Genomic DNA, 20,506 nt, shown 5'->3' on the forward strand with positions numbered 1-20,506 from the left:
CACTGTATTTACATTATATTAACCTTTATTATGCGCTAATACTGATTTTATTTCTGCCCTCTGTTTTTGCTCGGTATAAAGCAGTATCTGCTGCGCAAATTAATGCCTCTGAAGTACGGTATTGATTATTAAACTCGCAAGCAATTCCTTGGCTTACACTTATTCTAAAATCACTCGGTAAACCTATATCAGTAAATGGCATGTTATTTACTTTTATTTGAATATGTTTAGCAATGGCGGCGGCCGTATCTTTTTGACAACGGGGTAATATAATGGCGAATTCTTCTCCACCATAACGCGCTGCTAAACAATCCCGAGAAGGGAGTGATTCTGCGATTATACTGGCTACTTTTTGTAAGCATTTATCGCCTTTTACATGACCGAATCGGTCGTTGAATAATTTAAAGTAATCAATATCGATTAATATAGTGCTAATAGCTTGGTTGGTTTGTACGCTTTCTTGCCAGTTTTCTTTTAATGACTCTTCAAGAGTTAATCTATTTGCAAGACCGGTTAAATGGTCAGTAGTAGCCTGTTTAATTAAACGATTATATTGCTCTTTGTGTGATGATAAATCATGTAATACACAAATAAATAAATTTTCTGCAACGGCAATGTTTTTTGGCAGGCTCGATATACATAAATCCGCCTCAAGGGTTTTACTGTCGGCACGGTTTATTTTAACTTCGTTTGGCCCAAGACTTATCGGCGAGTCTTTATGGTCTAACCAACTGAGTAGGGTATACATGTATTTATCACGGTCGGTGTCGTGTAGGTAATGTAAAATGTTTTGCCCGATTAACGCTTCTTGGTTGTCACCTAAAAGCTGTGCTGCCATCGGGTTTGCAAATTCAAACGTGCCTTGGCCATTAATGATAAACACTCCCTCAGGAATGTTCTGAAACATTTGGGCAATCAGTGCAAGTTGCTCTGAATGGATAGACTGCGGTAGTGCGTTTTTAGCTTCTGATTGAGCAGTGCTTGGTTGTTCATTTTTGTTAGTAGACACGTTCGTTTCCTTTTTGCCGATGCAAACGATTTTGGTGTCTATAAAGTTACTTAAAAAAGTGCAAATTAACCTTCTGGTAATCTTCTGATTTTAAGTTGTTGTTTTTAAATTGAAAAAGACTCCTTGGTGGAGCCTTGTGTTGGTGTTATTTCTAGATTTTATACTTCTTCTTTATTTTCAAACTGTGGATCTTCGCTTTGATATTCCTCACCATTGCAGCTAACCGTGAAGATCATACATGCTGTACCGCTGTTTTCATCGGTATCTGAAATATTGATTACCGTACCAGCGTTTGTAACCTCGTAACTGAAATCTTTAGCACAGTCACCCTCATGATTACTAAAAGTAGCGGCAGAAAATAAGAACCCTCTTTTTTGAGTTTCTTCATTTAGGGTGTAAATACCAAGACTATCTCTTTCTGTAACAACCCCACCACCAGATACTTGTTGACCATCTTGGAAGTATGTAAATACAGCTTTTTTGTTGCTATCTAATTCAATATTCACTGTGAAATTGTATACTTTACTTTCACTCATGTTTTTTCCTTTACTTTATAGTTGAAAATTAATTATTCCCAGTTCTCTTACCGGAACAATGGTCGCTTCTATTTCGTGTGATTTATTTAGGCAGGTATATGCCTGAATTAATGGGTAAGTAAATTTTATACTTTTAGTTTTTTTACTTATTTTATTTAGAGTGGTTGCTGCGTCTTCACATAAAGAATTTTTTTCTTGTTGTGATTTAGCTAAACGAGCTTTAATTAACAAGATTCTTGTATGAAGTCGTGCATTGTCTATATCCAGTGCGCTGGATAACATGTTATTTTCATCCAGGCTTTTTAAAAGATCTAAAGCCCTTTTAATATTATTTCTATTAATGAAATATTCTATCAAGCTAATTTTTGTACCAATAACTTGTCTATTCGATGACTTGTTGGTACCTAAAAACTCTATTATTTCACTAACTCTATTATCTATATTTGGGTTATCAGAGAGAGAGAGTTGATAAGCTAGAAACTGATAGTATGTTCTTTCAATAGTTTTATTTTGAACATCTTGCAATCTCGCTTTGTTAATTGTTTCTGTTGCTTGCTTTGCTTTTTCGTAAGATTTTGATTTATCAGGGAAGTAACTTAATAAGTAGCTTTGCTGGATATGTTTATATGCTAACGATGTTAATACACTAGCATCGGCCGGATACTTAGTTAACATTTTATTTGTTTCATTTTCTGCATGTTCAAAAATCTTGAGAGCTTCATTGAAATGCCCTAAGTTTTCTTCAGTACTTGCAATCCAACTGATGGTATCTGTCTTATCGCGTAATAGATTTTTGTTATTCGGTTTTAGCTCAAGGGCTTGGTTTTTAAGTTTTAAAGATTCAGTAAAGTTCTGTTTTGCGAGAGCGTAGTCAAATTGCTTTAAGTACAATGAACCTAACGAGTTATAAGAATAAGATAACTCCATAATTGAGTTAAAATCGTTGGGTGCTAATGTGTACATTTGTTTGCTGTGCTCTTGGTAGCGTTTTATCCAAGGTTCGGCGCCTGTATAGTCACTGTTATCAAAGTTTAATTGCCCAAGCCAGAAAGCATTAGCCCCTGCAAGCATTAAAACATCAAGGTTGTTGGGTTGAATTTTTAGTAATGATTCTAGGCGCGTTCGTGCATTATCAAAGGCGGTGAAGGCCTCGTCGGTTTTGCCGCGAGAGTAGGCGACTTCGCCCATGGCCTCTAAGGTTTGAGCGTATTGAAAACGGTTATTAAACTCGGCTTGTTTATCGCTAAAGTCAAACAACGAGGCTGCTTCTTCGTCTTGATTGGTAAAATACTCAAGGGCTTTGTTGCTAATACCATCCAGTAAATCCATGCGCTTAACGCTTCTGAGTTTATCGGCAAATTCACCGACCATAAAACCCAATAAACTTTCAGCTTCTTGGCGTTTTTGTTTTGCTACTTGTTCGGCGTGATAGCTGCGTACGCTCATAAATGTGGCAATAAAGGTTAAGCACACAAGTGCAGCCGCCGTTATTTGTAACACGCGTTTTTTACGTTTGGCTTTATTGTTAGAAGCTTTAATTAACGCTTGTTCGTCGCTCGATAAGCTAAACATAGGGTTTTTAACTAGGCTTTGTGCTTCTTGCAGCGGTTTGCCTTGCGCTAATAAAAAGTCGCTGTGTTTTTGTTCAAGCAGCCAGCGCTCGGTGGCTAGTTGCACACGACTTTGAATTGCTAAGCTTTGTTGGTGTTCTTGCACCCAATCTATGGCGCGTTGCCAATGGCGTAGCAGGGCTTCGTGGGCAAGGCTAAAACAGGCTTTCTCATTTTTAAGGTGCGACACAAACAAGCGGCTATCGACCATAGCCTGAACAAGCTTGGTCGCAGCAGGGCTGGTTAATTCGCTCCAACGCGCAGCGCGGCTGGTGAGTGTTTCGCCATCTGGGTTTAAGGTGATCAGTTTAGAAAGTACTGCGGCAAGTTCAGTTTGTTGGTCTTTGGGTAATTGGCAAAACACCTGTTCGGCTTTTTGGCCGATGGCTCCTTCGATAGTGCCAAGCGCTTGGTATTCAGAAAACAATAATTCGTTGTCTGGGCTGCGCTGTAAATAAAGCTGCTGCAAGGTGTATTGCAGCATTGGCAATGCATCTGGGTTATTGGCAGTATCGTTACAAAGTTGTTCATCAAGCGGTGTGTGATGCTCTGGGTGATGTTGCCAACTTAAGCCTGCTGCAAGTGCTGGCAAACGGATCATTTGCTTAAGCTCAGAGCGAGTTGGCGCTAATAAATCAAAGTGTGCGCCATTGGCTTTACCTGCCATTAAACTTGGTTGACTCACTACTTGCGGGTAAAAGTCATTACGACAGGCACTAAAAATGATCATGCAGCCACTTGTTGCTAAGCGCTCAATAAGAGCTAACAGCTGGTTGCGCTCGTCATCGCTAAATAGCGGCGATGACAATAGCACTTCGAGCCTGTCGATAAATAAAAATAAATAGGGCGTAGTGCGCTCTTTATTTAGCGCTGCAAGTGCTGCTTTACAGCGGGAAATAACCTGTTCTGGATCTGTTAATAACAATTCAGCCAACGCATCGGCACTTATATCGCTAAGTACAGGTGCGTCGTTTATTTCTAAATCGAGCAAGGTTGAGGCTAAATCAAGCAGTAAGCGCTCTTTGCTGACATCGGCAAAGTCGAGTTGGCAGTAACTGTGTACTCTTATGCCATCGTAGCCATTACTCGACATTAAAGCGGGCAATACACCTGCGTTAACTAACGACGATTTACCTGAACCACTGGCTCCCAAAATTAAGCAAAATGCGCGACCAAACTCAATTTGAGCCGACACTCGCTGTAGCAAAGTGGCAATTTGTTTGTTACGACCAAAAAATACATCGGCTTGCTCTGGTGCAAACGCACTTAAGCCAACAAAGGGCGAATCACCTTGCCAACAGGTTTGGCTGGCTTTTTGTTCTTCGTTGAGTGGAAAGTTGATTTCGGCAATAACTCGATAACCACGTTTACGAATGGTTTCTATGTAATGCGGATCACTTGCTTTATCGTCAAAGGCTTTACGTAATTGGGTGATCACTTTATGTAAGGGATTGTCACCGAGCGCTACATTTGGCCAGCAATGGCTGATAATTTCTTCGCTCGTTAGTAGCTCACCTTGTTTTTCGCATAGCAGCAGTAATACATCCATCGCCTTTGGTTCAAGATGCTTTGTTTGTTCACCGCGTCGGATTGAGTTGGTGGCCGGGGTAACTTGCCATTCGCCAACGAAAAACAGTGCCGTATTCATAGTGTTATCTTCATTGTTATTGTTAGAAACGCAGTCCGATTGGACCGATTTTATATTAGATTACGGAATTCTTTGATTAATACAATATTATGAGATTAACAGCAAGCGCCTTGCCTTTTCTGACATTAAAAAATCATATTGATGTCGTGTATATAAAACTTTTTGTAAAGTTTGTTTGACTTTTTGTGTTGCTTGGTTAATCTTTAGTCAAGTTTACTTTACTTTTAAGGTGAGAATAATGGATCAGACAGGATTAACCTTTAAACAACGTAATAAGCAGAACACGCTAAACCTCGCGAAATGGACATCAGCATGGGTGATTACTTTAGCAATTGCCTCATTTGGGCCGCATTTTTTATGGCAAGAGCAGGCTGTTTTTAGTGTTGTGGCAATCTTACTTAATGTAGTAGTTGGCATTATGATGATTTTATCGAACAAACGACAACTTCAAGGAATGGATGAGCTGCAGCAGCGTATGCACCTTAATGCAATGGCGATTACCTTGGGTGCAAGCTTAGTATTTGGTTTAGCTTACTCGGTGGTGCAATCAAGTGGCTTAATAAGCTTTAAAGAAGATATTTCACACCTCGTACTCTTTATGGGCTTAACCTATTTAGTGAGTCTTTTAATGATGAATAAGCAGTTAAACGACGAGGGCGAGGAATGAAAAACCGCTTGAAAGTGCTTCGTGCTGAGCACAACTACACCCAAGCAAAATTAGCCGAATTACTCGATGTATCAAGGCAAACAGTGAATGCTATCGAAAAAGGTAAATTTGATCCAAGTTTGCCATTAGCATTTAAAGCCGCGCGTTTATTTAACCTGAGTATCGAAGAGATATTTCAGGATGAGTAAGTCTGATAGCCTTCAGCCTTCAGCCTTCAGCCTTCAGCCTTCAGCGATCAGACTGAGAGCTGAGAGCTGAGAGCTGAGAGCTTAAGGCTTACAGCTTTGTCTTTTCATCTGCATCGCACTTAACGACCACATTAAAAAACCACCTAAGAATAGTGCCGCAGAAACATAGCCTGTTTGACTAGGGAGTGCGCCTTCGGCAATAGCCATGCCGCCAAGCCAAGGGCCTATCGCATTAGCTGTATTAAACGCACACTGTACTAGCGCACCAATCATGGCATGCCCTTGTGGTGATACATCCATTAATAGCGATTGGATCACGGTACCTAAACCAACACTAAAACCAATAAAGAAAATCACCGCGTATAACAGCCAAATGTTATGGCTTGCGCTTACATAACTGGCTGCAAATACCACTGCACCAATTAGCGCTGCGCCTGTGGTTTTCAGCGGTGAGTGGTCGGCGGCTTTACCTAATACATAGTTACCTAAAGTACAGCCAATACCGAACATGATCATAGCAATAGAGATAGTGTAAGCAGGGGTATGGGTGACTTCTAAAATAGTGTCGGCAATGTAAGTGTAAACACAAAATACACCACCAAAACCAATAATTATGATACCCAGAATGGTCCATACGAGCTTATTCTTTAATACACTTAACTCATCGAGAATCGATGTTGGCGCGGTATTTTTTACGTTAGGTACATATTTCACAATCAATACCAAGGCAACTAACGCAAGTACAGCTGTGCCCGCTAAACAATAACGCCAGCTAAAGTTTTGCCCCACTAGGGTGACCATGGGCACACCAACAATAGTAGCAATGGTTAAACCCATAAATACTTTTGACATAAAGCTTGCGCGTTTATCGGCAGGGGCAATGTCGGCTGCCAATAAAATAGCAGCGGCGAAGTAGGCACCGTGTGGTAAACCACTTAAAAATCGAAATAAAATAAGTTGCTCAAGCGAGTTTGCAAAAGCACTTAAACCATTGAATAAAAACATCATACTGACAAACATCAACAGTGCATTGCGCTTACGCATGTTGGCGGTTGTGATCATAAATAGTGGGGCACCGACAACTACGCCAATCGCGTAAGCACTGATTGCATAACCACTTTTCGCTGGCGTAGACGAAAATGTTTCGCTGATCAGGGGCAACATTGGCATCATAGAAAATTCTGATAGGCCCAAAATGAATGTGCCTAAAGCCAATACTATCAGAATGGTAAACGTGCTTGCGTTGCCTTGGGAGTTGGCTACGTTAGTCATGTAATTCCTTTAAAATAAATTTAAAAACAAAATAGGTTTTTGATAATCGAAAATGCCAGTAACAAATACTTTGTTCTGGAGTAGAGGTGTGTGCCCAGCGCTATTGTAATACAAATTAATGGGGTTGATACAGTACTTTTTGGAACGTTCTATATTTGTTTGCTATAAGAAAATAACCTGAACTTCTTAAGTCTTTGCTGTTCAAAATAAATACAGAGAAAAAGCCAACTATACTTGGTTAACTGAATTGGTTTAAAGGAGAGCGCAATGAAAAAGATATTTGCTTGTATCGACGGTTCATGCATGACCGATGCGGTGACAGAAGCGGCGATTTGGATTTCTAAGCGCTCCAGCCATCCAATTAATTTTTTGCATGCTTTAGAGCCACCTTTGCCGCAGGGCAGTGATGATTTAACCGCAATTATTGGTTTAGGTTCGCAAACCTCATTGTTAGAGCAATTGGCAAAACTTGAACAAGAGCGCAACAAAGTAGCGTCGCAGCATGGTCAATTATTGCTAGATGAAGCAATGAAAAAAGCTGAGCATGCAGGCCTAACCGAGATTGAACAACAGCAGCTTTCAATGAGTCTTGTTGATGCCCTACTTGAACATGAAGACAATGCCCGTGTGATGATTATTGGCCGCTCTGGTAAAGGCCATTACGATGATTTTAAAGTACTGGGCTCGCATATTGAAACGCTGATCCGTCAGGTGCATACCCCGGTTGCGATTGTGCCGCCGCAATTTCATGAGCCCACAAACTTTATGCTGGCTTATGATGGCAGCGAAAGTACCGACAAAGCGATTACACAAATTATCAAGGGCGGGATTTTATCCGGCTTAGATTGCCACTTGGTGATGGTTGATAAACAAGACGGTCACTGCCAAGACAAACTCGATACTGCCTCAGCAAGGCTGGCTGAAAACGGCTTTAATGTGAGAGCGCGCATGCTCGATGGCGATGTTTACCAAGCGCTGTGGCGATATAAAAGTGACCACGCCGTTGACTTAATGGTGATGGGCGCATTTGGTCACTCTAAATGGCGGCAGTTCTTTTTAGGCAGCACGACCTTAAAAATGCTTGAAGATAGCCGTATTCCACTAGTGGTGCTGCGCTAAGTGTTTACCTGTGACAGGGTGCGACAATATGTCACGTGTTCAGACTAATTAATGAGTTTTATAATCGGCGTCATTAATTATTTGCTTTGATTTTAAAAGAGTTATGAACACGCAATTTTCTCGCCCTGGTTTTTTATTTTCTAAAATCGCTGCAGCACTCAGCTGTGTATTAAGTATTTCGGCCTTTGCTGATGATTCTATTGAAGTGATAGAAGTACAAGGTCATGCCCAAAATAACCATCAATTAGTTGGCTCTGCAGACGCGTTACTGAAAGATTTAGGTGTTGATTTTTCTGCGGCTGGAGGGGTGTCTAACTTGCCGGTGATGAACGGCATGATGGGCGATAGAGTTAAGGTTTTAGTTGATGGTGCTGATGTTACAGCAGCGTGTGCTAACCAAATGAACCCGCCACTCTCTTATGTGTCGGCAAACCAAATTGCCTCTTACAGTGTCGTTGCTGGTGTATCACCGGTAAGCAGTGGCGGTGATAATATTGCCGGTGTTATTAGGGTAAATACGATTGCCCCTGAATTTAGTGATACAGACTCAGTGAACTGGCGCGCAGGCTATGTTACCGCCCAGTACAAGAGCGTTAACGATAGCCAAGCATACGCGCTAGGTGCCAGCCTTGCGAGCAAACAGTTTAGCTTGTCTTACCAAGGCAGCTTTGAAGATGCTAACAGCTATGATGATGGGCATGGTGAGCGTGTACTTGATACCTTATATCGAGTGCAAAATCATGCGTTAACGGGCGCTATTCGTGATGAGAAACAACAGCTTGTAGTTAAGCTGACGCATCAAAAGATTCCTTACCAAGGTTTTCCTAATCAATACATGGATATGACCGATAACACCAGTTATGGTTTCGTTGCTCAGTACCAACGTGAGCTTGAAAATGGTGATTTGCAGGTACAAGTGAATGCGCATGATGTAAAACACGAAATGGGTTTTTTCAGTAATGAGAAAACCGGCATGATGCCAATGAATACCGATGCACAAGATTACAGTTATCAAGTTCATTGGCGCACTGATTTATCAAAAAAGTCATCATTAATGCTAGGGCAAGAATACTACGGTTATCGAATTGATGATTGGTGGCCGGCGGTTGCAGGGTCAATGATGATGGGCCCAAATGAATACGTAAACATTAACGATGGCAAACGTGATCGCCTTGCGGCATTTGCTGAGTACCAAAACCAAGTAAACCAAGCATGGTGGGTGTCGGCAGGTGTTCGTGTTGAGCAAGTCACCACTGATACTGGCGAAGTGCAGGCTTATAACGAAGGTGGCATGAGCGGTATGGCTAATATGGGCTCAATGATGGATATGTCAAAAACCGACGCCCAAGCTGCGATGGAATTTAACCAATTAGACCGTAAACGTGACGACACCTTAGTTGATATCAGTTTACTTGCTCGCTATCAATTATCGAATAACGATGAGCTGCAATTTGGTTTAGCTCGTAAAAACCGCGCACCTAATTTATATGAGCGTTACAGCTGGGGTGTAGGTACGATGGCAACCACTATGATTGGTTGGTTTGGTGATGGTAATGGTTATATTGGTAACCCAGATTTAGAAGCCGAAACAGCCCACACATTGAGTTCTAGCTACACCAAACTTGCCAAAGACGATAGCTGGCAAGTAACGGCAAATGTTTGGTACACGCAAGTAAATGATTATATTGATGCTGAAGTGACTAAAAGCTTTAATCGCACTGACATGGCGCATACCAAGCGCAATATTCTTACTTTTACGAACCTAGATGCGACACTTTACGGTGCAAAACTGGCAGGCTTAATTGAACTTTACAACACTAAGCAAGCAGGAAAGTGGCAATTAAAAGGCTCACTAACCAGTACTCATGGCGAACGTGATGATAGCAATGAAGACTTATATCAAATTATGCCACTGCACACTGAGCTGAGCCTAGAGCACGAATACAAAGGCTGGCAAAACGCACTGAGCTGGCAATGGGTTGATAGTAAAACCCATGTTGATGAGCGCCGTTTAGAAAACCAAACCGACAGCTATCAGTTACTGGCTATCTCAAGCCAGAAAACGTGGCAAAATTTAACCTTTAAGTTAGCAATTACCAACTTACTTGATGAATACTACCAACAGCCGCTTGGCGGCGTAAGCATTGCTAATTATAAGCAAGACATGAGCAATGGTTTTGAGCAACTTGCCGGACAAGGCCGCTCGTATAATGCCAGTGTGAGTTATAGGTTTTAGGGAAGGGAGTTGCTAGAGTAAAGTTAGCGAGTTGCTAGGGGAAAGAGAGCTGTCAGCTATCAGCCGTCAGCTTTCAGATTAAAAATCAGAGTTTCTAGTTACGAGAGTAAAGTTAGCGAGTCAGGTCACGTGCTTGATACAAATGTGAAATAAGCTGTCGTAGGCGTGAAATTTATTTCGCGCGAGGGTGCTTTATTTTATTCACGGCTAAAGCCGCTCCCACGTTTTTTGATGTAGGCGTGAAATTTATTTCGCGCGTTATCTTTTTATATTGCGCGATATAAAATCGCGCCTACAATATCTCGCATCTCGCATCTCGCATCTCGCATCTCGCATCTCGCATCTCGCATCTCGCATCTCGCATCTCGCATCTCGCATCTCGCATCTCGCATCTCGCATCTCGCATCTCGCAATCATTTTATCGGCAAATATATATCCGTTTGCAGGTCACATTCATCAACTTCATGGATAAGGTTGAGGTAATGAAAGAAGCAAGGGAAGTCTCTGACTTCTTCGCCGCTTTGCACTAGCCATTCACGGTATAAGTAGTAAACTGTATCGCTAATAGTATCATGAGAGCCATTATGACGAACAACGGCGCAGCGTCCTGCTGGAATTTCACCATTTCGCACACCTTGCGGGTTTTCAGTAATCGGTGAGGTGATACTGCCTGCAAAGTCAAAACGAAACGCATGGTCTTCAGTGGTGGCCGGATCGCTATACGGGATCCCATACGTGTTACTGGTTTTAACAGGTGAAAAGCCTGATTCTTTGCGCCACTCAATAAATTGTGCAGCGGTATTCATCAGGGTATTAGCAGCGCCATGGTGGGTTAATAAAGCCACCGGCTGTGCTTTAAAATCAACAATGTTTACATTCATAGGGCAAACCTTTTTGTCAGGTAATGAAAATTCAAACTGTGTGTGCCAATTAGGCCAGTTTGGTTTGCTTCTGAATTCGCTTGGCGACTGCGTAAAGGTGCGCTTAAAAGCACGGCTAAATGCTTCTGGGCTATCAAATTGTGCTTCTAATGCAACATCAATAATTTTAAGTTGATGTTCAAATGCAAGTCGAAATGAGGCACGCTTTAAGCGCGCAAGCTGCGCATATTTGGTAACGCTTAGGCCAACTCCAGCGACAAATAAACGATGAAAATGATATTTCGAACAACATGCCACCTCACTGAGTGTCTCCAGTGATAAAGGTTCATCAAGATGCTGGCTAATGTAGTCACATACTAGCTCAATGCGTTGTTGTTGCTTCGTTTTCATGGTTACTCGTTAATGCTTTTCAGAAGTGGGGCCAGTTTGCCATGGCCCCTAAGTCGTTACCTGATTGAAATTGCGCATTTTGAGTTTAGTTGATAGCTGTCACTTTAAAGGTGTTTTGATAGAGCAACTGTTGGTTTGCGCCCATCACATCTAAAGTCCACGTACCTGGCGTCGATGTTTCATCTAAAGTGCGGTAGGTAAACCATTCATCAAGAGGGCTGCCCCATAAAGTTTGGTAATAAACATTTTCATTTTCTTCAGGAGAGCTTGGTTTGAAGTGCCATTTGGTAAATATAACCAAGCGATCCTTACGATTATCAATACCCTCGCGGTTCATTGAAAACTCGATTCCAAAGCGCTGTTTTTCGTTCAGTGTATATGAAAATTCCGTATCTTCATTGAGTTGCTCGACACTAGAACGGCCATTAAATTTTTCAGATAAAACTAGTTTAAATAATCCAGCCCGTTCTAACTCTAAAATCGCATTTGGATAATCAAGCCCATATAGTTTTTTAATTACTTTTTGAAGCCTTTCTCGCTCTTGAGTCGAGTATTGACCTTCCAGCATTAGCAGGGCTATTTGCTCTCTAACTTCTCCGTTTGAGTTATTGCCAACTTTTTCAGCATACTCTTCTATTAAGCTTAAACACTTTTCTGTATTTCTAAATTTAATATCAGCAATGCAATTGACTACTGCTAAGTTAAATGTGTTTTTAGCAGTTTGCTCTTTATCATAAAGTTCTTGAGAGTACTTTTGAGCTTTTTTGAAGTCAGGCTCCACAAGTAAACTGTAGGAATAGATAAAACTTAGTCTTTCTTTTGCATTCTCATAGCCTAATTCCGCCGAGCGGCTGTAATACTCAATAGCTTTTTTAATATCAATAGGCCTATTATCGCCACGATGATAATAACTACCGACATTAAACATGGCTCGATCATGATCTAAGTTGGCAGCTAATTGGTAGTATTCAAAGCTTTCTTTTGTACGATCAGTTTCTATTGTTTTACTGTCAAATGTATCTGCTAACAATATGGCATCACGTTGAACCGCTTTCTTTTCAGATTCAGTATAATTAGTTAATGTACTGTTTAGGTTAAGTTTTCTTTCAAGAAAGTCGTTAGCTAAAGCTGCTTCTACTTGATCGTAATACCAAATCTGATGACCATGCCCAGAGCGTTCGAAAAACGCTTTTTCAACATCATGACCTAAACGCTTTAAAACATAGTAAAAGCGATTACTTTGCTCAAAGCCCGATATTTCATCTTGTTTGCCAGCAATAATAAGAACAGGGGCTTTTAAAGATGTAGCCTGATAGACGGGGGAAATATCTTTTAAATCTTGGTTATATTCACCAACAGTACGCTCAATAAGCTCTTGATAATCTTTAGTTAAAGCGATATTACTTGCGTTATAAAGTAGAGGTAAGTCATAAATACCAAAACTTGCAATCACGCATTCATAAATATCAGGGTGTTTAATTGCCAGCATCACCGCAGAATAACCACCATAGCTTGCGCCAATAGAGCAGGTATGTTTAAAGCTATATTGTGAACGAATATGTGCCACTGCGGCAGAAATGTCTTGTTCGATAAGGTTACCAAATTGACCAACACCGCTTTCTAAAAACTCTTTACCAAACCCTGCTGAGCCTCTGAAATTAACACGTAAGATAGAAAAACCACGGGAAGCAAGGTATTGCACCTCAGGGCTAAATTCATCACTTTCACGAATACCAATCGGGCCACCATGTGGCATCACTAATAATACCTGCTTATCGTTGTTAATAGGTTTGGTTAAGTAACCTTCAAGGTTAGTTCCATCGTAGGCTTTAAAGTTAAAAAACGTTGTTTTAGCGTACTTAACGTCTTCATTTTTATCGGTAGAGAATAATAATTCAATGTGGTTAGCTTCGGCGTTATATAAGAAGTATTTACCAGGAATCGTTGAGGAATGGTTGTAAAGAATATGGTTTTTTCCATCTAATGAGCTATTTACCCAGAAGAATTGCTCATCCCCTAATGCTTCAGCAACTTTGCTATGCAACTGTTTATACGTATCCACAAAATAGTCAGTCGTATATTTACCATGCTTGATATACGAGGCGGCGATAAGTTTGCCATTATCATCAAGTTCTGCCGACTGAATGTCATATTTGGGGTGTTGATAGAGTGTGTCGGTGATTTCTTGCGTGTTAATATTAAAAAGGCTCACCTGACTCTTATCGGTATTTTTGTTGGTAATAACGGCAAGGTGATCTTGGTCAGTAAATCCAATTGGTAAAAACTGATAATCTGCGTCTGTGAGTGTAAAAAGTGGTATCCACTTATCACTCCCGATAACCTTGTAGAAAAACTGTAAGCTTTTTTTATCAATATCAAATTTAACAGTAAATAATTGCTGTTTATGCTCATCAAAAAAATAGCTGCTAGCACCTTTTAAGCCCTTCTCAATGGGGGAGAAGGAGCTTATGTTATCTTTATACAAGATAGTGAGCGGAACCTTATAAAGATGCGTATTCTTTTTATCTGGTTTGGCGAATAAAATGTGTTCAGCATCGTTTAATAACCTATCAACTATGTATCCCTTGGTTGTTACTTTATGCTGTTCGAACTTTGGCTTTTCTTCACTTTCTGTGACATTAATTACTGCGTTATAGTCTGAGTCATACTTGCTATTTACACGAACGAAAATATTGTCGTTACTCAGCCATTCATAATTATAAAAATTATCTTTTTCATTGAGTTTAACTGCATAGTACATTTTCATCGTTTTCATATCGATGATGTTGAGGGTTTTGGTTTTGTCTTCTTGCGCTTCTAAAAAGCTGATCCAACGGCCACTGGGCGATACTTTAACTTGGCTTTGATCGGGCGAATACATTAAGTCTTCACTCGATAATATTTCAGCATGCAAGGGAAAGATAAAAAATAATAAGATAAGTAGCTTTTTCATTATTTTGCTTCCTGCTGCGAAAATGTTTGTTCCAAATAATCAAAGAATGAGTCCTCCCCTGGGCCGCCATAATTTAGCGAGCGACCAGACAAAATCGTTGGGAAGTTTTGTTCCATGTATTGCAGTGCTTCAGAGCTTCTGTTTTCTAAAACAATGTGAGAGCGGGTATACCAAAAACCTATCGTGGAAATATCTAAATGACCTACATAGTTGATTTTTTTAGCAGAAAGGGTGAATTGCCAACTTTCTTCATCGTTATCAAATTCAAGATAGGAATATCGATTTAAGTTTAAGCGTGTGATGGTGTAATCACCCAGTGGTAGATTCGCTAAAATATAATTGCTACCACTTCGAATGTCCTTAGCCGTAAGAACAAGCGACTTTGGGCCATCAATATAAATGGCTTTTAAACTACGGTTAGTTTCAATGCCAATCAGTAGGTAGCCTTCATCGGCTTTAGATAGTGTGTCTCGGTCTTCTTTTATGTTTGTAACTTTAGATGAGCATGCACTTAACAAAAGCGCACAGCTAAGCAGCAATAAACGTCTCATTCCCTTGTATCTTATTGTTGTTATTTTATTAATTTTAAAATACTTAAAAATCGGAACTATGTGAAGCACAATTTGTGAATGAGTGTGAAAACAGTTGAGTTGCTAGGCGTGAAATTTCTACGCGCGAAACCAGATTGCACAAAGAAAATGACGAGCCTTCAGCTTTCAGTTTGAAAACCAGAGTATCTAGCTACGAGAGTAAAGTTAGCGAGTCAGATCACGTGTCCGATACAAATGTGAATTGAGGTGCTGTAGGCGTGAAATTTATTTCGCGCGAGGGTGTTTGTTTTGTGGTGGCGTTTGAGACGCGCCAAGCAAGCTTGACGCCTACGGTGTAGGAGGCGTTTTAACGCCGAACAGCTTTATTTTATTCACGGCTAAAGCCGCTCCCACGTTTTTTGATGTAGGCGTGAAATTTATTTCGCGCGTTATCTTTTTATATTGCGCGATGTAAAATCGCGCCTACAACCTGACCGCTAGGTATTTTAACTTTCCTGCTCAGCTTCTTGCTGTGCTAACTTTTCGCGTTCTGCCTTTGAGATGTAGGCCGGTTTATTGCTTTTATGCAATTTTGCATTGGCGCGCTTATCTTTTTGCTTAAGTTTAGTGAAGATCTTTTTTCTGCGGTTCATGAGTCTAACAAACGAATTAATAGGGTGAGTGGCTATTGTACCTTGTTGGTATTTTTAAGCGATCTATTTTGCTTGAATTAGAGATGTTATGTCGGCGTTATAAGCGTTACAATCAAGGCGACTTTCTAAAAACCTTCTTAAACTCTGGAGCTTATCTTGAAACATTCATTACTTGCTGCATTTTTATTAAGTGCTTTCTCTAGTCAGGCTGCTGTGTCTGAGCAAAGTGAAAAGCTGGCTAACTACGCGGTAGAGCAATATCAACAAGCGCAAATTCATACCTTAGAGAATTTAGTTTCGTACCCAACGGTAAATAAAGAAGGTCTAGCGACTCCAGATAATCCAGATTTCATTGGCTTTAAGTCGTTCTTAAAAATGAAAGCGGCGCAGTTTGGTTTTGATTATCAAGATTTAGGCTACACAGTGTTAATTGGCATGGGTAACCAAGCTGACAAAGTAACCATAGTAACCCATGGTGATGTGCAACCAGCAGACGCCAGTAAATGGCAGCAAAGTCCATTTGAAATGGATAAAACCTCTGAGCCAGGAAAGCTAATTGCACGTGGTACAGAAGATGATAAAGGTGCAATTGCGACTGCACTGCATGCGATGAAGGCGATTAAAGACAAGGGTATTACATTAAATAACCGTATTGAATTAATGGTTTACCTTGCAGAAGAGTCTGACTGGGCACCACTCGAAGAGTTCATGAAAACCTATCAGCAACCAAAATACGCTGTCACTATTGATGCTTCATACCCTGTGGTTGTTGCAGAAAAAGGCTGGAGCTTAATTGCCCCGACTTTCTCAGCGACCTCTGCACAAACAGGCTTATATGTTAGTGACTTAAAAGGCGGTGCCTTTGTTAGCCAAATCCCTGAAGATGCCAGCGTGTTAGTGCATAACGCTGATGCGGCGACAGTGGCTAAATTACACGACAATGTCGCTAAGCTTAAAAACGTCAAAGTGGCGATGACAGAGCAAACAAATGGCTTGTTAGTCCAAGTGAAGGGGATTTCAGCGCATTCATCTGAGCCAGAAGCGGGTGAAAATGCCATTGCGCACCTTGCAGAAATCTTTAAAGGTATTGATCTTGAGAACAATAGCGATGGTCAAGCAATTGAGTTTATCAATCAGCTAATTGGTCTTGATTTATACGGCGCGCAATTCGGTGAAATTGGTTACAAGCATGACTTTATGGGCCCGATGACGGTTTCGCCAACCCTATTAAGCCGCGATGGTAACGACATTAAGTTGTCGATTAATATGCGTCGCCCGGTAGGTAAACAAGAAGCAGTGCTTAAGCAGCAAATTAATGAAGCGCTTAGCGCTTGGCAAACTACTAATGGTGTTACGTTAAAAGACACGAAAGTGGTGATTGGTACGCCAATGCTGTTAGATGGTGCGCCTCATGCAGAAGCGTTACTCGATATCTTTAAGCACTTTACCGGCGATAAAGACGCGGGCTTTGTGTCAATTGGTGGTGGCACAAATGCTAAGCTGTTTGATAATGCGGTGTCATTTGGTCCATCAATGCCAGGTAAAAAGTACACAGGTCACTCAGAGCATGAGTTTATTACTGAAGAGCAGTTAGCACTGAACTTAAAAATGTACACTGCAATGATGATGAAGTTGGGTAATATGTAATTCTATAAACTGAAAACGCCACTTAATAGTGGCGTTTTTGTTTAAAGCTGTTGGCTCATATCAGTTTAAAACTGGGCAACAAACTTAAGGTTATAAAGTTCAGCAGAGCCGCTTTCAGTGTAATTAGCGGTTAAATAGTATTTATCATTGATGAAGTACTTGCCTTGTAAAACGAGTTCAGAATCATCCAAACCTGCGCCTATGGCATAGTGATCGCCGAAGTAGTAGCTGATCATGGCACTGCTTGCTGAATCATAAAGGCTGTCTTGGTGGCCAACATCGACGGTAATGTAATGGCTGCCGCTTAAATGATTAAAGTATCTGGCAGAGATATTCCAAACGTCGAGTTCATCATCTGTTTCTGCGCTAAAACCAAGGTAATCCTTATCGTTTATTTGGAGGTTATACTGCGCTTTTAAGCGGAAATAATCATCACCATATTCACGTACATCCCTATTTACAGAGACTTTTAAGGCATCGGCAAATAAATAGCCTATTCCTAAGGTATAGTCATCAGCATCATCAACATCGTAAATTTCACCTGTAACAAACCAGTTTTTATAAAATCCTTCACCAAACAAGCCAAGATAATCAGTGTAATCGCTATTAAAGTAATTCACTCGAATGTTTGAATCTGTATCTAGGTAGCCATAATCATCAAGTACCCCAGAGCTCTGTTGCTCCTCAAAGTAGTAATGGCTCACTAATTGGTATGCATTAAAACTATATCTGTGATTCTCTATGTGCGTATAGTCGATACTATTGAACCATTGTTTACTCATCTGTTGTTCTGTTGCGATCGAGCAGCTTGAATAAGCAAGTGCTGCCAGAGCAATAGGGGCAAGTTGTTTAAACATACATATCCTTGTTGTATTTGGTTTTATTTCATAAAAATAATACAACAAGTAGGTATTTACATTGTAATAAAGTGTTGTGGGTCTGTTAGTTTGTGAAAAGGCCAAGCAGTGCTTGGCCTACAGAGATTAATTAAGCGTTGTGGTGAGTGATATTTCGGCATTCATCAGTTTAGAAATAGGGCAGCCTTGCTTAGTTTGATCACAAAGTTGCTCAAACTTTTCGCTCGAAATTTCTTTTATTTTTGCGCTGACATCAAGTGCAATGTGGCTCACTTCGAAGCCCTCATCAACTTCATCAAGGCTCACTGTTGCTTTGGTCGTTATGTCGTCAGCGACAAAGCCAGCTTCAGTTAGTGCAAGCGATAGCGCCATGCTAAAACAGCTACTGTGTGCCGCTGCAACCAGCTCTTCAGGGTTAGTACCTGGCTTATCTTCAAAGCGAGTGTTAAAGCCAAATGGCTGTTTCTCAAGCGCGCCACTTTGACTAGAAATATAGCCTTTGCCAGATTTAATATCACCAGACCAACTCGTATGTGCAGACTTTTTAATCGTCATCGTCATCTCCTTTGTAAATTTTTTCGACAACCGTGAAAGGCTTTCAGGGTTTTGTGCCGAAAACTGTGAGTTAACGATATAAGTGCAACTTAAACGCCAATATTTCTTTTTGCTTCACGCTTGCAACGTTCTGAGCAGTACTTTACATGCTCCCAGTTACGTTGCCACTTCTTACGCCACATAAATGGCCTGTCGCAAACGGGGCAGGTTTTGCTGGGTAAATTAAGCTTTTTATGAGCCATGTCGTTGTCTTTTAAGGCTTATCACATGCTTATTCAGTACGGCTTTTGTGCCACGCTTTACATCATCACGTTCTCGAAATGACCATAATCGCTCACGTGCTTGTTTGGCTGCATGTTCAATATCTACCATAGGCTCAGGGTAGTCTTCGCCGAGTTTAAAGTTATTAAATAAGGCCTCCATTGGCGGCTGTTGCCATGGCTGGTGGAGATCTTCTATGGGTAAGTTTTTAAGCTCAGGGCACCATGTTTTAATAAATATGCCCTCTGGGTCTTTATCTTCAGATTGCTTTATTGGGTTATACAAACGAATCGTGTTGGTTCCTGTGACCGATGCTTGCATTTGGATTTGTGGGTAGTGAATACCAGGCTCAAAATCTAAAAAATAACGCGATAAAATAAAGCTGACTGATTGCCAATGAATGTTCATATGATGAGTCATAAAGCTGACTAACATAGCGCGCATTCGAAAATTAATGTAACCCGTTGCTGCTAGGCAGCGCATGCACGCATCAATAATGGGAATGCCTGTTTGACCTTGCTCAAAGCGCTTTAGGTGCTCAGCAACATGTTCATCATCACGATAAGGGTAGTGCTTGTAGCCCGCATTTTGCGGTGCAAACTCCATGCTGCATTGAGTTTCGAATTTTTGCATAAAATGGCAATGCCAGTGAAGCCTTGACTCGAAAGCATATAATGAGCGACGCCAACTTAAAGGCTGCTTTGCTAAATAGTATTTTAGAGTTTGATAAACTTGTCTGAGGCTCAAGTTGCCAAAGGCTAAGTAAGGCGAAAGCCTAGAGCATGAATCTCTACTTTTGGAAGGGCTCGAGATGCCACTTTGGTAGCTCTTTGCACGCTCTTCTACAAAGCTCTGTAGGCAAGCTCTGGCTGCATGAGGGCCACCATATTGAAACTGCGGGTCGTGCTTTAGAAAATCATCAGCACAGGTTGCTGCTTGGTAATTATTAGGCAGAACTGCATTAAATGCTTGCCAATTTGGCGTTACAAGACGTTGGTTCATCACGCCATGCCAATGTGTTTGCCAATCAAATTTTTTAGGTCGTGCTCGTTTTACACCTCCAAGTGGCGTTTCGTGCCATGGAATTACTTTGCTGTTTAGCCAGCGTTTGACCTCTTTATCTCGCTCAAAGCTATTGTAAAGACCTATTTCTTCATGACTATAAACCCCTGCGATATCAAAATTTTCACTAAGGGTTTCTAACAAGGTAATCATTTCTTGATTATAAATGGCGATTTCAGCGTTATATTTTTCGAGCTGTTGGTTGATGTCTTTAAGTGACTGAGCAACAAAACGCCAGTGCCTATAGCTGTAATGGGGGTCTTCGAGTAATAGGGGCTCAAAGTTGTAAATAAGTAAGCAAGGCAGCTCTGATGCAATTGCACTGGCAAGTGGCTGATGATCAGATAGTCGTAGGTCACGTTTAAACCAAACAAGATTTACTTTTTGTTTTTTTGAGCCTGCCATAAACGTGGAGTTGAAAATTGCTTTGGT

The 20,506-nt window shown here is 40.9% G+C and carries 17 protein-coding genes; 5 read left to right on the plus strand and 12 right to left on the minus strand.

What is annotated here, in order from left to right:
- Window positions 1-28: 28 nt before the first annotated feature.
- The 3 genes from WA256_RS01430 to WA256_RS01440 form a co-directional block, all read right to left on the minus strand.
- Window positions 29-1,009, minus strand: coding sequence for a GGDEF domain-containing protein (locus WA256_RS01430; protein ID WP_335988501.1), 981 nt, complete (start codon window positions 1,007-1,009; stop codon window positions 29-31).
- Window positions 1,010-1,167: 158 nt separating this feature from the next.
- Entirely contained in the window at window positions 1,168-1,545 is a 378-nt protein-coding gene (locus WA256_RS01435) for a DP-EP family protein (protein ID WP_335988503.1), read from the minus strand.
- A gap of 15 nt (window positions 1,546-1,560) precedes the next feature.
- On the minus strand, window positions 1,561-4,803 hold the full coding sequence (locus tag WA256_RS01440; protein WP_335988506.1) for an nSTAND1 domain-containing NTPase: 3,243 nt from the start codon (window positions 4,801-4,803) through the stop codon (window positions 1,561-1,563).
- Window positions 4,804-5,041: 238 nt separating this feature from the next.
- Here WA256_RS01440 and WA256_RS01445 point away from each other — a divergent pair, with 238 nt between their 5' ends.
- Together WA256_RS01445 and WA256_RS01450 are read left to right on the plus strand one after the other, a co-directional pair.
- Window positions 5,042-5,470, plus strand: a complete 429-nt coding sequence (locus WA256_RS01445) for a hypothetical protein (RefSeq protein ID WP_335988508.1) — start codon at window positions 5,042-5,044, stop codon at window positions 5,468-5,470.
- Window positions 5,467-5,658, plus strand: a complete 192-nt coding sequence (locus tag WA256_RS01450) for a helix-turn-helix transcriptional regulator (protein ID WP_062570454.1) — start codon at window positions 5,467-5,469, stop codon at window positions 5,656-5,658. Before WA256_RS01445 ends, WA256_RS01450 begins: the two co-directional genes overlap by 4 nt.
- An 81-nt stretch (window positions 5,659-5,739) precedes the next feature.
- On the opposite strand, the gene WA256_RS01455 is transcribed toward WA256_RS01450, so the two are convergent.
- Window positions 5,740-6,930: an MFS transporter gene (locus WA256_RS01455; RefSeq protein ID WP_335988513.1), complete on the minus strand. Its 1,191-nt coding sequence runs from the start codon at window positions 6,928-6,930 to the stop codon at window positions 5,740-5,742.
- A 267-nt stretch (window positions 6,931-7,197) separates the two neighbouring features.
- Between WA256_RS01455 and WA256_RS01460 the strand changes: the two genes are divergently transcribed.
- Together WA256_RS01460 and WA256_RS01465 are read left to right on the plus strand one after the other, a co-directional pair.
- Window positions 7,198-8,049 carry a universal stress protein gene (locus WA256_RS01460; protein ID WP_105174682.1) on the plus strand — a complete coding sequence of 284 codons (852 nt, stop codon included), beginning with the start codon at window positions 7,198-7,200 and terminating at the stop codon, window positions 8,047-8,049.
- A gap of 103 nt (window positions 8,050-8,152) precedes the next feature.
- Complete coding sequence (locus WA256_RS01465) at window positions 8,153-10,285, plus strand: TonB-dependent receptor (RefSeq protein WP_335988518.1); 2,133 nt, start codon at window positions 8,153-8,155, stop codon at window positions 10,283-10,285.
- Window positions 10,286-10,698: 413 nt separating this feature from the next.
- Here WA256_RS01465 and WA256_RS01470 read toward each other — a convergent pair whose 3' ends face one another.
- The 4 genes from WA256_RS01470 to WA256_RS01485 all read right to left on the minus strand — a co-directional run bounded on the left by WA256_RS01470 (window position 10,699) and on the right by WA256_RS01485 (window position 15,692).
- Entirely contained in the window at window positions 10,699-11,556 is an 858-nt protein-coding gene (locus WA256_RS01470) for an AraC family transcriptional regulator (RefSeq protein WP_105181134.1), read from the minus strand.
- A gap of 85 nt (window positions 11,557-11,641) precedes the next feature.
- Window positions 11,642-14,509: a prolyl oligopeptidase family serine peptidase gene (locus tag WA256_RS01475; protein WP_335988521.1), complete on the minus strand. Its 2,868-nt coding sequence runs from the start codon at window positions 14,507-14,509 to the stop codon at window positions 11,642-11,644.
- Complete coding sequence (locus WA256_RS01480) at window positions 14,509-15,060, minus strand: hypothetical protein (protein ID WP_130166958.1); 552 nt, start codon at window positions 15,058-15,060, stop codon at window positions 14,509-14,511. Before WA256_RS01480 ends, WA256_RS01475 begins: the two co-directional genes overlap by 1 nt.
- Before the next feature lie 485 nt (window positions 15,061-15,545).
- A complete protein-coding gene (locus WA256_RS01485) occupies window positions 15,546-15,692 on the minus strand; it encodes a DUF2986 domain-containing protein (RefSeq protein ID WP_064971746.1) in 147 nt (48 codons plus the stop codon).
- Between the two features lie 156 nt (window positions 15,693-15,848).
- On the opposite strand from WA256_RS01485, the gene WA256_RS01490 reads away from it, so the two are divergent.
- The gene (locus WA256_RS01490; RefSeq protein ID WP_252948703.1) at window positions 15,849-17,339 is read left to right on the plus strand and encodes a dipeptidase; all 1,491 of its coding nucleotides are present in this window, start codon (window positions 15,849-15,851) and stop codon (window positions 17,337-17,339) included.
- Window positions 17,340-17,404: 65 nt separating this feature from the next.
- Here the strand turns inward: WA256_RS01490 and WA256_RS01495 are convergent, their stop codons facing one another.
- The 4 genes from WA256_RS01495 to WA256_RS01510 all read right to left on the minus strand — a co-directional run bounded on the left by WA256_RS01495 (window position 17,405) and on the right by WA256_RS01510 (window position 20,479).
- Complete coding sequence (locus WA256_RS01495) at window positions 17,405-18,196, minus strand: putative porin (RefSeq protein ID WP_335988531.1); 792 nt, start codon at window positions 18,194-18,196, stop codon at window positions 17,405-17,407.
- Between the two features lie 126 nt (window positions 18,197-18,322).
- A complete protein-coding gene (locus WA256_RS01500; RefSeq protein WP_054561975.1) occupies window positions 18,323-18,751 on the minus strand; it encodes an OsmC family protein in 429 nt (142 codons plus the stop codon).
- A gap of 89 nt (window positions 18,752-18,840) precedes the next feature.
- Window positions 18,841-18,993 (minus strand): DUF2256 domain-containing protein, encoded by a 153-nt coding sequence (locus WA256_RS01505; protein WP_335988535.1) that lies wholly within the window; start codon window positions 18,991-18,993, stop codon window positions 18,841-18,843.
- Complete coding sequence (locus WA256_RS01510; RefSeq protein ID WP_335988538.1) at window positions 18,983-20,479, minus strand: cryptochrome/deoxyribodipyrimidine photo-lyase family protein; 1,497 nt, start codon at window positions 20,477-20,479, stop codon at window positions 18,983-18,985. The genes WA256_RS01505 and WA256_RS01510 overlap by 11 nt, the downstream gene beginning before the upstream one ends.
- Window positions 20,480-20,506 lie beyond the last annotated feature (27 nt).

The organism is Pseudoalteromonas sp. CH_XMU1449-3 (assembly GCF_037027245.1).
Lineage (GTDB): Bacteria > Pseudomonadota > Gammaproteobacteria > Enterobacterales > Alteromonadaceae > Pseudoalteromonas > Pseudoalteromonas shioyasakiensis.

What these genes read in the sequence shown, in the direction of transcription:
- WA256_RS01435 (WP_335988503.1), bottom strand. Translation starts at nt 1,545, where the DNA reads ATGAGTGAAAGTAAAGTATACAATTTCACAGTGAATATTGAATTAGAT.
- WA256_RS01440 (WP_335988506.1), bottom strand. Translation starts at nt 4,803, where the DNA reads ATGAATACGGCACTGTTTTTCGTTGGCGAATGGCAAGTTACCCCGGCC.
- WA256_RS01445 (WP_335988508.1), top strand. Translation starts at nt 5,042, where the DNA reads ATGGATCAGACAGGATTAACCTTTAAACAACGTAATAAGCAGAACACG.
- WA256_RS01450 (WP_062570454.1), top strand. Translation starts at nt 5,467, where the DNA reads ATGAAAAACCGCTTGAAAGTGCTTCGTGCTGAGCACAACTACACCCAA.
- WA256_RS01455 (WP_335988513.1), bottom strand. Translation starts at nt 6,930, where the DNA reads ATGACTAACGTAGCCAACTCCCAAGGCAACGCAAGCACGTTTACCATT.
- WA256_RS01460 (WP_105174682.1), top strand. Translation starts at nt 7,198, where the DNA reads ATGAAAAAGATATTTGCTTGTATCGACGGTTCATGCATGACCGATGCG.
- WA256_RS01465 (WP_335988518.1), top strand. Translation starts at nt 8,153, where the DNA reads ATGAACACGCAATTTTCTCGCCCTGGTTTTTTATTTTCTAAAATCGCT.
- WA256_RS01470 (WP_105181134.1), bottom strand. Translation starts at nt 11,556, where the DNA reads ATGAAAACGAAGCAACAACAACGCATTGAGCTAGTATGTGACTACATT.
- WA256_RS01475 (WP_335988521.1), bottom strand. Translation starts at nt 14,509, where the DNA reads ATGAAAAAGCTACTTATCTTATTATTTTTTATCTTTCCCTTGCATGCT.
- WA256_RS01480 (WP_130166958.1), bottom strand. Translation starts at nt 15,060, where the DNA reads ATGAGACGTTTATTGCTGCTTAGCTGTGCGCTTTTGTTAAGTGCATGC.
- WA256_RS01485 (WP_064971746.1), bottom strand. Translation starts at nt 15,692, where the DNA reads ATGAACCGCAGAAAAAAGATCTTCACTAAACTTAAGCAAAAAGATAAG.
- WA256_RS01495 (WP_335988531.1), bottom strand. Translation starts at nt 18,196, where the DNA reads ATGTTTAAACAACTTGCCCCTATTGCTCTGGCAGCACTTGCTTATTCA.
- WA256_RS01500 (WP_054561975.1), bottom strand. Translation starts at nt 18,751, where the DNA reads ATGACGATTAAAAAGTCTGCACATACGAGTTGGTCTGGTGATATTAAA.
- WA256_RS01505 (WP_335988535.1), bottom strand. Translation starts at nt 18,993, where the DNA reads ATGGCTCATAAAAAGCTTAATTTACCCAGCAAAACCTGCCCCGTTTGC.
- WA256_RS01510 (WP_335988538.1), bottom strand. Translation starts at nt 20,479, where the DNA reads ATGGCAGGCTCAAAAAAACAAAAAGTAAATCTTGTTTGGTTTAAACGT.